The 12302-nt window shown below is 54.3% G+C and carries 11 protein-coding genes; all 11 read right to left on the bottom strand.

Annotated features, from left to right (window positions below):
* Positions 1-162: 162 nt before the first annotated feature.
* Positions 163-1899 (bottom strand): arsenical pump-driving ATPase, encoded by a 1737-nt coding sequence (gene arsA, locus HMPREF3201_RS04770; RefSeq protein ID WP_062411991.1) that lies wholly within the window; start codon positions 1897-1899, stop codon positions 163-165.
* 12 nt (positions 1900-1911) lie between these two features.
* Positions 1912-2379 carry an arsenite efflux transporter metallochaperone ArsD gene (gene arsD, locus HMPREF3201_RS04765; RefSeq protein ID WP_062411990.1) on the bottom strand — a complete coding sequence of 156 codons (468 nt, stop codon included), beginning with the start codon at positions 2377-2379 and terminating at the stop codon, positions 1912-1914.
* Between the two features lie 70 nt (positions 2380-2449).
* The gene (locus tag HMPREF3201_RS04760; protein WP_062411989.1) at positions 2450-2761 is read right to left on the bottom strand and encodes an ArsR/SmtB family transcription factor; all 312 of its coding nucleotides are present in this window, start codon (positions 2759-2761) and stop codon (positions 2450-2452) included.
* Between the two features lie 134 nt (positions 2762-2895).
* Positions 2896-4689, bottom strand: coding sequence for an aspartate--tRNA ligase (gene aspS, locus HMPREF3201_RS04755; RefSeq protein WP_062411988.1), 1794 nt, complete (start codon positions 4687-4689; stop codon positions 2896-2898).
* A 7-nt stretch (positions 4690-4696) separates the two neighbouring features.
* A complete protein-coding gene (gene hisS / locus HMPREF3201_RS04750; RefSeq protein WP_062411987.1) occupies positions 4697-5962 on the bottom strand; it encodes a histidine--tRNA ligase in 1266 nt (421 codons plus the stop codon).
* Between the two features lies 1 nt (position 5963).
* Positions 5964-7463: a coproporphyrinogen dehydrogenase HemZ gene (gene hemZ, locus HMPREF3201_RS04745; RefSeq protein WP_227163141.1), complete on the bottom strand. Its 1500-nt coding sequence runs from the start codon at positions 7461-7463 to the stop codon at positions 5964-5966.
* Complete coding sequence (locus tag HMPREF3201_RS04740; RefSeq protein ID WP_044503619.1) at positions 7420-7932, bottom strand: Fur family transcriptional regulator; 513 nt, start codon at positions 7930-7932, stop codon at positions 7420-7422. The genes hemZ and HMPREF3201_RS04740 overlap by 44 nt, the downstream gene beginning before the upstream one ends.
* A complete protein-coding gene (locus HMPREF3201_RS04735; RefSeq protein ID WP_062411985.1) occupies positions 7919-8998 on the bottom strand; it encodes an AI-2E family transporter in 1080 nt (359 codons plus the stop codon). The genes HMPREF3201_RS04740 and HMPREF3201_RS04735 overlap by 14 nt, the downstream gene beginning before the upstream one ends.
* Positions 8999-9001: 3 nt before the next feature.
* Complete coding sequence (locus HMPREF3201_RS04730) at positions 9002-9637, bottom strand: MBL fold metallo-hydrolase (protein WP_062411984.1); 636 nt, start codon at positions 9635-9637, stop codon at positions 9002-9004.
* Positions 9638-9649: 12 nt separating this feature from the next.
* On the bottom strand, positions 9650-10099 hold the full coding sequence (dtd, locus tag HMPREF3201_RS04725; protein WP_062411983.1) for a D-aminoacyl-tRNA deacylase: 450 nt from the start codon (positions 10097-10099) through the stop codon (positions 9650-9652).
* Positions 10096-12300, bottom strand: a complete 2205-nt coding sequence (locus HMPREF3201_RS04720; RefSeq protein WP_062411982.1) for a RelA/SpoT family protein — start codon at positions 12298-12300, stop codon at positions 10096-10098. The genes dtd and HMPREF3201_RS04720 overlap by 4 nt, the downstream gene beginning before the upstream one ends.
* Positions 12301-12302: the final 2 nt, after the last annotated feature.

The raw sequence follows: 12302 nt of genomic DNA, 5'->3' as shown, positions 1-12302 counted from the left end.
GTTGCCAGCTCAACAGGGTAAACCCCATAACCATATACAAAAAGGACGCTGTGAACATGTTCATAGCGTCCTTTTTGCATGAGTGAGAATCGCCTGCTTCATTGCCAAGGCACTTCGGACAAGACCATCATGTCAGGAACTTTCGTCAAGACACGGGGTTGATTATAATTTTTCTAAGATTTGTCCCCGCACTTCATCCGATTTCCAGGATATGAGGGCTGTATGGCCCTTTGTATGGTCATGAACCGTATTGATCCACGGAATTTCATGAGCAGCTTTGGCACGGAGCAAGGGACTCGTCGTCGCGGCCTTACAAAAGGCCTTGTTAATGATCCACCAGCGGCCCTGAAGCTTCGTCCGCTTTAGGTCTTCTTCCAGGCGCAAGGCTTCATAGACCGGCGTCGCTTCCGGCAGGGTGACGATGACCACTTCCGTGTCGTCACTTTTAAGGCGCGGCAGCAAGTGCTGGACCGATGGCGGCGTTATGCCGCGGGTCCGGCGAATTTCTTTATCGTAGTTTTCCGTCGATTCCAAGAGGAGCAGGGTGTGGCCAGTCGGCGCCGTATCGATGACGATGATTTGGTCCTCCCCTTGGTCGACGATATCGGCAAAGGCATGGAAGACGGCAATTTCCTGCGTACATGGCGAGCGCAGATCTTCTTCGATATAGGCTAGATCCGCTTTGCCCAGTCCGTTTTTCTCGGCTTCGGCCAAGACTGTCTTTCGATACTGCTGTAAAGCGGCTTCCTGGTCAATGCGGCTTACACGCAGGCCTTCCGTCTTTTCGACGAGGTCATCTACATGAGCCGCCGGATCGGTCGTCGTCAACTGAACGCGATGGCCGCGGCGGGAAAGTTCCCTGGCAATGGCTGCGGCAACGGTCGTCTTGCCGACACCGCCCTTGCCCATGGTAAAGATGATCTTTCGGCCTTGACGTTCTAAATCATTGATGACGGCAGACAAGGGACTTACGTCTTTCATCGTTTCAGATGAAGCGGTCCCGTCAGCCACTTCCCCCTTGAGCAGGGCCCGTACATGGGAAAGGCCGGTCACATTATAAGACCGTAGAGGAACGTCAAAAATCGGCAGGGCTGCAAGTGAAGGCGGCAAGTCCTTCAGCGCGGCCTGTTGTTTTTCATAAAGGCCGTGCGTAACGTCGTCGTCCCAAACCGTAAGTTTACCGTTCATGATGAGGATTTGACGGACAATGCCGAGGGCTGCTAATTCCGCCGAAGCGCGGCCCGCTTCTTTCAGCGGCAGCAGGTCCGGTCTGGCAACGAGGAGCATCGTCGTCTGGGTCCCGTTGGCTAAGGTCTGAACGGCCTGTTTATACAATTCTTTTTTGGACTCTAAGCCAGCCAGTTGTCCCAGGCAGGAGGCGCCGTGCTTGCTGGTTTGAATAAATTGGCTCCACGCCGACGGCAATTGCAGCATCCGCAGGGTATGCCCGGTCGGCGCGGTATCGAAGATGATGTGGTCATAGGATTTGCTTATTTCGCCATCGGTGAGGAAGCGGGTAAATTCGTTGAAGGCAGCAATTTCGACGGTACACGATCCGGACAGCTGTTCTTCCATATTGTGCAGGGCCGCTTCCGGCAGGAGGCCGCGGTAAGGGGCGACGACGCTTTCCCGATAGGCCGCCGCTGCCTGTATGGGATCTAAGTTCGCAACCAATAAGTTAGCCGCCTCGGGAATGGGAACCGCCTTATCGCTGAGTTCCATGGAAAAGACGTCCTGCAGGTTGGATGCCGGATCGGTACTGATGAGCAGCACCCTGCGGCCGGCATCGGCCAGGGCAACGGCAGTGGCGCAGGCAACAGAGGTCTTGCCCACGCCGCCCTTTCCGGTCAGAAAGAGATACTTTGTCTGAACCACTTCCAAAGGATTATATAAGGTCATCACGGTGCCTCCTTAGCAGCACGAGCCGTCATCACCGCAGCAGCAAGACGAGGAAGTAGAGGCGCTTGTATCGTCACCGCAGCACGAAGAGTTGTCAGCGCTGTCTCCGCAGCAGCACGATGACGAATCATCCGTTGCATCACGCCCGGCTTCAACAGCGTCTTGCAAGATGGCTGCGTCAAAGCCGAGAATATCTGCAAATTCATCGTTCGTCGGATAACGGCCGGAAAATTGAATAGCGCCGTCGACGAGGACCAATGGCAGCTCTTCCGGGCCGTGACTCTGGAGAAAATCGGTGACGACCTTGGTCTGAACGAATTTCAAAGGATCGTTCGATAAGTTATACCGGCCGACGACGATGCCCTTTTCTTTTAAGGCGTCAAGAACCGACGACAGACGTAATAATTCCGGATCAATAGAAGGACCGCAGAGACCGGTCGGGCAGCACATGGCTTGTTCAAAAATTTCCATCTGTTTCATGATAAAGCCTCCTAAATAAATTCATATATTTATATCTATCAATATATAAGGTACAAAAAAACCGGCTAATTTAGCAGCAGCGGTCGGCATCATCTGCCACAGAAGTTCCGGATGGCTTCATCAAGTCGCCAACCACTTGCTGCAGGACGTCTCCTTGTCGAGCGTTCAGAGAATAGTAGACCCATTTCCCCTCTTTGCGTCCCGTAACCAGCCGGGCATCACAGAGAATCTTCATGTGATGGGATAAGGTCGGCTGGGACAAGTTCAGGTCTTCTAAGAGGACGCAGGCGCAGCGCTCTCCCTGCCGCAAAAGCGACAAAATGCGCAGCCGCTTTTCATCCCCTAAGGCTTTAAATACGCGAACGGCTTCCCTTTCTTCCATGATGATCCTCCTTTTCATATTGACAAACATCAATCTATAAATAGTATAAATCTCATATTGATGTTTGTCAATCTATGTATCAAAAAAGAAGCCGCCCGTAAGGACAGCTTCTCTTTGAGTTTATGGTATACAGATTATTTGCTGACTAAGTCTTCTTCTACCTGGATGTGAAGTTCATGCAGCTGTTTCAAAGCGACCGTCGACGGAGCTTCGCTCATGGGATCGATAGCGTTCTGCGTCTTCGGGAAGGCGATGACGTCGCGGATGGACTTTCTCTGGAGCATGAGCATGATCATGCGGTCCAAGCCGAAGGCCAGGCCTCCATGGGGCGGTGCACCGTATTCGAAGGCCCGGAGGAGGAAGCCGAATTTCTGTTCTGCTTCTTCCGGCGTAAGGCCGATGGCCTTAAAGACGCGCTGCTGGACGTCGGGCTGGTAGATACGGAGGGAGCCGCCGCCGAGTTCGATGCCGTTGAGGACCAGGTCATAAGCCTTGGCATAGACGTGACCCGGATCGGTTTCGAGTTTATCCAAGTCTTCATCGCGCATAGCCGTGAACGGATGGTGCATGGCGACGTAGCGTTTTTCTTCTTCGCTGTATTCAAACATCGGGAAGTCGACGACCCAGGTGAAAGCGAATTCGTTTTCGTCGATGAGGTTCATGCGGCGGGCCATTTCTTTGCGCAGTTCGCCAAGAGCGGCTGCTACGACTTTCGGTTTGTCGGCGATCATGAGGACCAAGTCGCCTTTTTCAGCGCCGCAGGCTTTACCGATTTCAAGGAGTTTGTCTTCGCCGAAGAATTTCTTGATCTGCGATTTCAGCGTGCCGTCTTCGAGGAAGCCGATCCAAGCGAGACCTTTAGCGCCGTAGTGGCTGACGTATTCGACGAGGCCGTCCAGTTCGCGGCGAGGAATGTCGGCGTCGCCTTTGACGTTGATGGCTTTAACCTGACCGCCGTTATCGATGACGCTGCGGAAGACTTTGAAGTCCGTGTCTTTTACGAGTTCCGTGACGTCGGTAAATTTCATGTCGAAACGCAGGTCCGGTTTATCGGAGCCGTAGTTTTCCATGGCGTAGTCCCAAGTCATGCGGTGAATCGGGAGCTTGACGTCGTGGCCCAAAGTTTCTTTAAAGATATAGTGTACCATGTCTTCGACGAGGGTCAGGATTTCGTCCTGGTCCATGAAGGACATTTCCATGTCGAGCTGGGTAAATTCCGGCTGACGGTCGGCACGCAGGTCTTCATCGCGGAAGCAGCGGGCGATCTGGTAGTAACGGTCCATGCCGGAGATCATCAAAAGCTGTTTGAAGATCTGCGGGGACTGGGGCAGTGCATAGAACTTGCCTTCGTTGACGCGGCTCGGTACGAGGTAGTCACGAGCGCCTTCGGGCGTGCTCTTGCACAGTTCCGGCGTTTCGATATCGATGAAGCCGTGGCCGTTCAAGAAGGTACGCATGGCATGCTTTACTTTATGGCGCATGATGAGGTTGTTCTGCATTTCCGGACGGCGAAGGTCGAGGTAGCGGTATTTCAGGCGGATCTTTTCGTCGACGTCGATGTTGTCTTCAATGTAGAACGGCGGCGTCTTCGACGAATTGAGGATGCGCAGTTCTTCGCAGCGGATTTCGATCGTGCCGGTCTTCATCTTGGGGTTGACCGTGTCGGCGTCACGCATGCGGACGACGCCGCGGACGACGAGAACGTATTCCGTGCGGACCTGTTCTGCCTTATCGAAAGAAGCCTGTTCGTAGTCCGGGGAAGCGACGACCTGTACGATGCCCGTGCGGTCGCGGAGGTCGATGAAAATCAATCCGCCGTGGTCGCGGCGGCGTTCAACCCAGCCGGTCAAGACGACTTCTTTGCCCTTATCCGCTTCGCTTACTTCAGCGCAGTAGTGGGAGCGGTGTAAACCTTCCATTGTATCCATGAGTAAATCATCCCTTCTTGTGTGTTTCCATATATGCAACAATCCCATCAAGGGGAACGCTGACTTGTTCTTTGCTGGCCATATCGCGGACCATGGCAGCGCCATTGGCCAATTCATCTTCCCCGATGATGACCGTATAATCGGCGCCAAGTTTATTGGCCGACTTCATCTGCCCTTTCATGCTGCGGCCCAAGAGGTCGATTTCAGCATAGAAGCCCTTTTGGCGCAGGGCCTGTTGGAGTTCAAAGGCCTTGGTCTTGGCCGCATCGCCGAGGGCGACGATGAATACCGGCTTTTTAGCATCCATGGGCGGCATGAGGCCCTGTTCCTTCAAGGTCAGGAGCAGTCGTTCCATGCCGATGGCAAAGCCGATGCCCGGCGTCGACGGACCGCCTACTTCTTCGATGAGGCCGTCGTAGCGGCCGCCGCCGCAGACCGTGCTCTGTGCGCCCAGGGGAGCGTACATGATTTCAAAGGCCGTATTGGTATAGTAGTCGAGGCCGCGGACCAGGCGCGGGTCGAGGGTAAAGGGAATGCCGATGGCCGTCAGATATTCCTGGACTTTGTGGAAGTGTTCCTTACATTCGTCGCAGAGATTATCCGTAATCAAGGGCACGCCCATTTTCATCATCTTTTCGCCGTCTTCTTTGCAGTCGAGGACGCGGAGCGGATTCTTTTCCAGCCGCGAATTGCAGTCGTCACAGAGCTGATCCTTCTTGTCGGCGAAGAAATCGAGCAGTTTTTGACGGTAAACGGGACGGCACTTCGGGCAGCCTACGGAATTGAGGTGCAGGACGAGATCCGTCAGGCCCAGTTCCCGGAAGAGCTGGAAGGCCATGGCGATGATTTCTGCATCGACGGCCGGATCCTTGGAGCCGATTTCTTCGACGCCAAACTGGGTGAACTGGCGGTAGCGGCCGGCCTGGGGGCGATCATGACGGAACATGGGCCCCATATAGTATAATTTATGGACCTGCGGTTCGCCGTAGAGCTTGTGCTCGAGAAAGGCCCGGACGACGGATGCCGTATTTTCCGGACGCAGGGTCATGCTGCGGCCGCCGCGGTCTTCAAAGGTATACATTTCTTTGGTAACGACGTCCGTCGTTTCCCCGATACCTCTTAAAAATAATTCGGTACTTTCAAACATAGGCGTACGGATTTCGCCGAAACCATAGAGCGAGCAGATCTGCCGGATTCTTGCTTCCAGCCACTGCCATTCCGCCGTCTGTTCCGGCAGGAAATCCTGCGTACCTCTCGGTGCAGTAATAGCCATTTTAAATATCCTCTCCTCCGTATACGATAGCACACAAACGGCGGCGCCGAGCTATTTTGTCGTCCAGCGCCTGTATGTATGTATTGACATCTTTCGGCATATATACTTTTTCCAGCGTATGACCGTCGCGGCCGAGGAACTTCGTCGCCCCGCCCGGTCCGGCTGCCAAGACAGACTGCCGTTCCTCCATCATTTCGATATTATAAGCACTGACAGTGCCCGGCAAGGCGTAGCCGATATTGGCAAAGCTGGCGGCCATATACTTCTGGCGGTACATATAATACGGGACGTAGCCGCCGTCTTCTAAGACGGACTGACAAAGACTGACCATGCGGCCCGTCACCTCAGCCGGCGGAATCTGTTCCCGCAGGTCATGATGGAATAGAGGTGCCCGTTTTTTTAATGCTAACGTATGAATTGTAACATTTTCCGGGTGCAGTTTGCAAACTATTTCCATATTTTCCTGCATATCGGCCACGGTTTGGCCGGGAAGTCCGGCAATGAAATCCATGTTGATGACGGAAAATCCCGCCTTGCGGCAGGCCTCATACATGGTATAAATATCTTCGACGCGGTGGCGCCGTCCCAAGGCGTCGAGCAAGTGCTGCTGCATGGTCTGGGGATTGACGCTGATGCGGTTGACGCCGCAGCCTTTAAGCATGGTAAGGACGCCTTCTTCAGCCGTATCGGGACGGCCCGCTTCGACGGTCCATTCGCCGGCGTTGGGAAAATTCTTGGCCAGGCGCTCCATGAGGGGCTGCAACACCGGCTGCGGCAGACAGGTCGGCGTCCCGCCGCCGACGTAGAGACTGGTCACGTCGAGATCGTAGTCCCGGCAAAGAGCCGCCAGATCGTCGAAGTCTCGCAGCATGGCATCGCGAAAGGCCGTGAGCTGGTCCTCCCCTTCCCCGCCGATGAGGCGTGACGGGAAAGAGCAGTACAGGCAGTGACTGGGGCAGTACGGGATGCCGACGTAGAGGGCCAGTTTGCGGCCGCGATCCGTCACATAGGGCCGCTGAAGCTGAGCCATGGCGACGAGGTCCCTGGCCGTCTTTTCAGCGACGTCATAATCGTCGGTCAATACCTTTTCGGCAGCCTTTTCGTCAAGGCCCTGGTCAAAGAGATGGTGGACAAGTTTCGTCGGCCGCACGCCGATGAGGGTTCCCCACGGACCGGGGCCGTGACCTAAAAAGCGTTGATGCCAGTGAATGAGGCAGTCTTTGACAATCTTTCGCGGGTCTTCTTTCGACAAGAGACCGATTTCAGAAGACCAGGACCGCCCGTCGTCCGTAAAGGTACAGCCGACATAAAGATGGCTGCCATCGTCCCTGAGGGTGATGGCAGCTCCGACGTCGCGGCTTTCCCGACCGCCGACATAGCCCAGGGAGGCCATGACCTGGCCGATGAGGGAATGCAGGCTTTCGGGACCGCAGTACGTATAGGTCTTTACAGACATCTTATTCCGCTTCTTTCGCGGCAGCTTCGGCTTCCGCTTCGGCATCGCGCTTTTTCTGGCATTCTTCACAATAGCCGTAGACCTTGAGCTGATGGTCGACGGTATGGAAGTGAAGCTGCTTTTCCAAAATCGTTTCCAGCGTTTCCAGAAGGTCGTCTTCGCATTCCCATACTTTGCCGCAGCCGAGGCAGATGAGATGGTGATGGTAATGGCCTTCATTGTCGCGGTCGTTCAATTCGTAACGGCTGCAGCCGTCATCGAAGTCGAGTTTTTTGAGGAGGTCCATCTGGGTGAATAAATCAAGGGTCCGATAGACCGTGGCCAAGCCGATATCGGGAGCTTTCTTTTTGACCAATTCAAAGACTTCTTCAGCGCTCATATGGCGAATCGGGCTTTCGACGAAGGTCCTAAGGATGATCTGCCGCTGAGAGGTCATTTTATATTTTTTGAATTTAATCTTGTCTTTCATGCGTTTCATCATGGTATCCATGATTTCTTTTTTATTCGTTTCCATGTTGTTTCATCGCCTTTTCTCTATAGGAATTGTAAAACCACAGATGTTTGCAGAGAATCTGTAAAACTGCCGTCACCGGGACGGTAAGGATCATGCCGGCTATGCCAAAGAGGGTCCCGCCGATGAGCAGGGCTATGATGATGACCACCGGATGCAGTTTGATAACGGCACCCATGACCTGGGGCATGATGAGGTGGCTGTCGATCTGTTGAATGACGACGTAGAAGATGAGTACCTTCACGGCCAGCGCCGGATCGATCAAGGCCCCCAAAATAATGGCCGGCGCCGCACCGACGATCGGCCCGACGATGGGAATCCATTCGGTGATGGCCGCGAGCAGCGCAATGACCATCGGATACGGTACGCCCATGGCCCACATGCCAATAAAGGTCAGGACGGCAATGATGCAGCTCATGAGGATCTGACCGCGGATGTAGCGGCTCAGGACGTGCTGGATTTCCAGGAAGAGCGATGCCAGGTGATCGCGGTAGCCTGCCGGAAAGATGCCGACAAAGGTCCGGACCATGCGGCTGCCGTCCTTCATGAAGTAGAAGGTAATGATGGGTACGACGAAGAATTCGACGACCGTCCCGGCAATGACGAAGACCGACTGCAATAGGCTGGTAATGCCGTCGATGCCGTAGTTGCTGACTTTGGTAAAGGCGTCGTTGATGATTCGTTTTACCTGGTCAGGAATATAAAGCTGGGTCTGTTCATTTTCAATCTGCGCCACCAAATCTGCCGTTCGGTTCACTAAGTTGCTGAAGTTCGCCGCCAACAGATTGGTCTGGATGACCAAGGGCTTTACGATGCTGTTGGTAATGACGGTCACGATGAAAATGAAGACCACAAAGGAGATAAGGATAGCAATGCTCGTCGGCAGTTTACGTCCTGTAAGGCGCAGAAAGCCCTTGATGATGACATCGCGTATCGGCATAAGGATAAAAGTCAGAATGAGGGATACAATGGCCGGCCAGTAGATGGCATGGACCGTTAAAAACAGGGCCAGTGCCAGGACGGCCAGGGTAACGCGCATCCAAAATTCTGCTTCCTTATAGGTAATCATGGCTTACCAGCCTCCATCCAGGAAGGGATTGCCCATCCGTTCGTCGCCAATCGTCGTCGCCGGGCCGTGGCCGGGCAGGACGACCGTATCGTCCGGAAGGGTCAGGAGTTTCTTTTCAATGCTGTCCAGTAAGATATCCGACGAGCCGCCGTATAAGTCGGTCCGGCCGACGGAATAGCGGAACAGGGTGTCGCCGGAAAAGACGACGCCTTCCCCATAGAGGCTGAGTCCGCCCGGCGTATGGCCCGGCGTTTCAAGGACCTTGAATCGCAGCGTGCCCAGGCTGATGACGTCGCCGTCTTTTGCTAAGTGATCGGCAGACGTGCATTCAATGGGCTGTCCCATAAACATGGACAGGTTGTGATGCGAATTCGAGATGAGCCCGGCGTCGCCGGCCCCGACGTAGACCGGTACGTTCTTGCGCTGGCGCAGTTCCTGCAGGGCTCCGATGTGGTCGGCATGACCATGGGTCAGGAAGATGAATTTCAGATCCAGCTCATAGCGGGACAAGGCCATGTCGATGGTATTATAGGCCCAAGCCGGATCGACGACCATGGCTTCTTTCGTATCGCTGTCATAGACGATGTAGCAGTTGGTCATGATCGGTCCGAGTTCCATGCTGATATATTGCATACTCATGGTGATTCCTCCTTAGAAGTTTTTCTGGCTGTCCAATAAAATGGTAACCGGCCCGTCGTTCTCAAGGGATACGACCATATGGGTCCGGAAGCGCCCCGTCGCCACCGTGACGCCAAAGGCGCGGACAGCTTCGACGAATCGGGTGTATAAGGCTTCGGCTTGTTCTGGTTTAGCCGCTTCTACATAGCTGGGACGGCGGCCGTGGCGGGCATCTCCATAGAGGGTAAACTGGGAGATGACCAGCATGTCCCCGCCCTTATCGAGCAGGGAATCGTTCAGTTTCCCCGCTTCATCTTCAAAGATCCGCAGGTGAACGATCTTATCGGCCAGGTACAGGGCGTCCTTTTCCTCATCGTCGACGGAGACGCCGAGGAGGACCGTAAGGCCTTCGGCAGCTTTACCGACGAGGACGCCGTCTGAGGTAACCGATGATGTCAGCGTCTTTTGTACGACGGCTCTCATTGCATGCTTCCTCCTGTATATCGTTCGACGGCATAGACATCCTTCAAGCGGCGGATCTTGGTAGCAATGAATTCAAACTGTGCCAGATCCTTGATGCTGATGCCCATGTGGATGACGACGTTTTTCGTATCGCTGGTCTTGGCGTTGATGCTTAAGATGGAAATCTTCAATTCGGCCAGGGCGGCCATGATTTCGGCCATGATGCCCGTTCGGTCGTAGGCGACGATTTCCATGTTGACTTCAAAGCGTTCATCGCCTTCGTAATCCCACTCGACATCGATCAGGCGATCGACGTCACTCTGGCCGTGGGTGACGTTGGGACAATCGGCACGATGGACTGAAACGCCGCGGCCGCGGGTAATGAATCCGATGATGGGATCTCCCGGGACAGGGCTGCAGCATTTAGCCAGGCGCACGAGAAGGCCCGGTTCTCCCTTTACTAAAATGCCGGTGCCGCTGTGTTTGACCGGCTTTCTGGGTTTCAATTTTTCCAGCATGACCAGGCTGCTGTTCTGTTCTTCCTGCTTCTGCAGATCTTTCTTCTGCAGTTCCAGGAGCTTGATGAGGACTGTATTGACGGCAAATCCGCCGTAGCCGACGGCCGCTGCCAGATCGTCTTCAGAACCGGCGTTCATCTGCTTAGCCACCCGCCCCAGGCGTCCGCCGACGTTCAAGGACTTCCAGTCATGGTTAAGGCGTTTGCATTCCCGTTCCAAGGCTTCGAGGCCTTTTTCGATATTTTCCTCACGGTTTTCTTTCTTGAACCAATTGCGGATCTTCGAACGGCTTTCCGAGCTGCCGACGATATTGAGCCAGTCCAGGCTCGGTTTGCCCGTCTTGGATGTGATGATTTCGACGATATCGCCGTTTTTCAGGCGGTAGTCGAGGGGCACGATTTTGCCGTTGATCTTGGCGCCGACGCAGCGATGACCGACGTCAGTGTGGATACGGTAGGCAAAGTCGATGGGAATGGCCCCCTGGGGCAGGTCGATGACGTCGCCCCTAGGTGAAAAGACGAAGACTTCGTCCGAAAAGGCGTCGAGCTTTAAGGCGTTGACGAATTCCTGAGGGTTGCTCGTATCCTGCCATTCTAGGAGGTTTCGCAGCCAGCCCATCTTTTCATCAAAGGCGTCCTTATTGGCCGTCTGATTACCTTCTTTATAGCGCCAATGGGCGGCGACGCCGTATTCGGCGATGTGATGCATTTCCCAGGTGCGAATCTGGATTTCAACGGGCTGCCCCCGCGTCCCGATAACCGTCGTGTGCAGCGACTGGTAGTTATTGGGCTTGGGCATAGCGATATAGTCTTTGAAGCGGTACGGCAAGGGCTTCCACAAGCTGTGGACGATGCCCAAAACACCGTAGCAGTCCTTGACGTCGTCGACGATGACCCGGATGGCGAAGAGGTCGTAGACCTGGCTCAAGTCGCGGTTATCTTTCTTCATTTTCTTATAAATGCTGTAAAAATGCTTGGGCCGGCCGTTGATTTCGCAGTGGATGTGGGCGTCGTCGAGGGCTTTTTTCAGGACGTCGATGGATTCGTTGACGATTTCTTCGCGGACGTGTCGCTTCTGCTTCATCTGATCGACGAGGTCGTAGTATTTATCGGGTTCGAGGTATCGGAAGGACAGATCCTCCAGCTCCCATTTGATATTGAAAATGCCGAGGCGGTGCGCTAAGGGCGCAAAGATTTCCAGCGTTTCCTGGGCGATCCGCTTCTGCTTGTCGCTGCGCATGTAGCGCAGGGTCCGCATGTTGTGCAGGCGGTCGGCAAGCTTGATGACGACGACGCGAACGTCCTTGGCCATAGCCAAAAACATCTTGCGCATGCTGTTGAGCTGCTGGTCTTCTTTCGTCCGGTAGTTGAGACGGCTTAACTTGGTGACGCCGTCGACGAGGAAGGCCACTTCGCGGCCGAATTCATTGCGAAGATCTTCAAGGGTACAGGCCGTATCTTCTACGACGTCATGGAGCAAGGCTGCCGTGATCGTCGTCGTATCTATTTTCATGTCGGCCAAAATTTGGGCCACGGCCAGGGGGTGCAGGATATAGGGCTCCCCACTGACGCGATGCTGTTCCTTATGGGCCTCTTCTGCCGTGTGATATGCTTTCGTTACATCTTCGCAGTCTGCCTGTGGCAGGTACGAGTGTATCGTATCGATGAGGTGCCTGAATTCGGCATCTTGAATTCTTTCTCCCATAA

The organism is Megasphaera sp. MJR8396C (genome assembly GCF_001546855.1).
GTDB lineage: Bacteria > Bacillota > Negativicutes > Veillonellales > Megasphaeraceae > Megasphaera.
The sequence above is the reverse complement of the archived record's forward strand: the minus strand, read 5'-3'. Positions and strand labels throughout refer to the sequence as shown.

Coding starts and splice junctions, on each gene's coding strand:
- arsA (WP_062411991.1), bottom strand. CDS start 1,899: ATGACCTTATATAATCCTTTGGAAGTGGTTCAGACAAAGTATCTCTTT.
- arsD (WP_062411990.1), bottom strand. CDS start 2,379: ATGAAACAGATGGAAATTTTTGAACAAGCCATGTGCTGCCCGACCGGT.
- HMPREF3201_RS04760 (WP_062411989.1), bottom strand. CDS start 2,761: ATGGAAGAAAGGGAAGCCGTTCGCGTATTTAAAGCCTTAGGGGATGAA.
- aspS (WP_062411988.1), bottom strand. CDS start 4,689: ATGGATACAATGGAAGGTTTACACCGCTCCCACTACTGCGCTGAAGTA.
- hisS (WP_062411987.1), bottom strand. CDS start 5,962: ATGGCTATTACTGCACCGAGAGGTACGCAGGATTTCCTGCCGGAACAG.
- hemZ (WP_227163141.1), bottom strand. CDS start 7,463: ATGCCGAAGCGGAAGCCGAAGCTGCCGCGAAAGAAGCGGAATAAGATG.
- HMPREF3201_RS04740 (WP_044503619.1), bottom strand. CDS start 7,932: ATGGAAACGAATAAAAAAGAAATCATGGATACCATGATGAAACGCATG.
- HMPREF3201_RS04735 (WP_062411985.1), bottom strand. CDS start 8,998: ATGATTACCTATAAGGAAGCAGAATTTTGGATGCGCGTTACCCTGGCC.
- HMPREF3201_RS04730 (WP_062411984.1), bottom strand. CDS start 9,637: ATGAGTATGCAATATATCAGCATGGAACTCGGACCGATCATGACCAAC.
- dtd (WP_062411983.1), bottom strand. CDS start 10,099: ATGAGAGCCGTCGTACAAAAGACGCTGACATCATCGGTTACCTCAGAC.
- HMPREF3201_RS04720 (WP_062411982.1), bottom strand. CDS start 12,300: ATGGGAGAAAGAATTCAAGATGCCGAATTCAGGCACCTCATCGATACG.